At 74.0% G+C, this 1,191-nt stretch carries 1 protein-coding gene and 1 pseudogene; both read right to left on the bottom strand.

Going from position 1 to position 1,191, the window contains the following annotated elements:
* Positions 1–348 precede the first annotated feature (348 nt).
* A pseudogene (locus AC2W7M_RS25870) lies at positions 349–806 on the bottom strand (NlpC/P60 family protein).
* A partial coding sequence (locus AC2W7M_RS25865; RefSeq protein WP_486135996.1) for a DUF2163 domain-containing protein occupies positions 803–1,191 on the bottom strand: 389 nt, incomplete at its 5' end. The pseudogene AC2W7M_RS25870 and the gene AC2W7M_RS25865, both read right to left, overlap by 4 nt.

Below are 1,191 nucleotides of genomic sequence, written 5' to 3'. Positions count from 1 at the left end.
CGCCGCCGAGCGCGCCGAGCGCCCGCCCCGCCACCGCACCGAGCGGCCCGAAGAGCGCGCCGCCGATCAGGGAGCCGGCCGCGCCGAGAAAGCAGGGTCGCCATAGTGGGGTCCTTCGGGTTGGTCGAAGAGAGCGTGCGAACGGCGGATGCGGCGCCGGCATCCCGCCCTCGCGTCCCGGCTGACGGGAGCGGTGCGGAGCGCCGCGGGAGGCGAGCCGGGACCCAGCGCAAAACCTCCGCGAAGCGGGCAGAATCTCAGCACCCTCGATATCGAAGCGCCTCCGGCGGACTCTTGCGCTGGACCCCGGCTCGCATTCCGCTCGCACTCCATGCGTCCGGGGAACCCTCAATCCGCCACCCCGGGAAAGGCGAAGGCATAGGCGCAGCGGCGGGACCACCAGCGGCCAAGATGGCTCTCGCACACCTCCGCGCCGTCATAGGCGTGGATCATCATCCCGCCCTCCCGCAGCGTCCCCGCGGAGAGGATCGCCGCGTGCTTGGCGGGCAGGTGCGCACGAAAACGGAACAGCAGCACGTCGCCCGGCCGGCGGCTTCGAGCGGCACCGCCACGAGCCGGCGGAAGGCGGTCTCGGCGAGCGTCTCGCGCTTTCCGGCTTCCGCCCAGTCGGGCGCATAAGGCGGCAGCGGCTCGGGCTCGGGGCCAGCAGCGCGCCGCCACACCCCGCGCACGAGGCCAAGGCAGTCGGCGCCCTCGCCCTGCACCGAGGCGCGGTGGCGGTAGGGCGTGCCGAGCCAGGCCCGCGTCTCCGCGAGGATGTCGGCCCGCCGGAACGCCGCGCTCACGACAGCAGCCCGCCGTCATAGCCGCCCTCGCCGGGCACCGCGACGGTGATGACGAAGTCGTTGCCCGGCATGTGCGGGAAGCCGCGGAAATTGCGCGCGTTGGCGAAGCGATCGCGGCAGGTGGCGAAGGCCTTGTCGCAGCCGGCGGTGAGGCTTGCCGCATCCCCGACCGCCACCGCGAAAGGCGGGCGCTGCCACAGGCGGACCACCGCTTGGCCGCCTTCCGGGAGATGCGATTTCACCTCGCTGGCGAAGCCCGCATTGGCGCCCGACGTGAAGGCGAGGCGGCCGCGCGCGAAGGCCTCCGCCGCGTAGCCGGACAGCCCGTCGAGCACCAGCCGCGCGCCGTCCGCGTGCGCCACGGTGGCGAGCGCGCTGTGGATCG

The organism is Xanthobacter sp. BG11Y11_SDJG, from assembly GCF_057364445.1.
The sequence above is the reverse complement of the archived record's forward strand: the minus strand, read 5'-3'. Positions and strand labels throughout refer to the sequence as shown.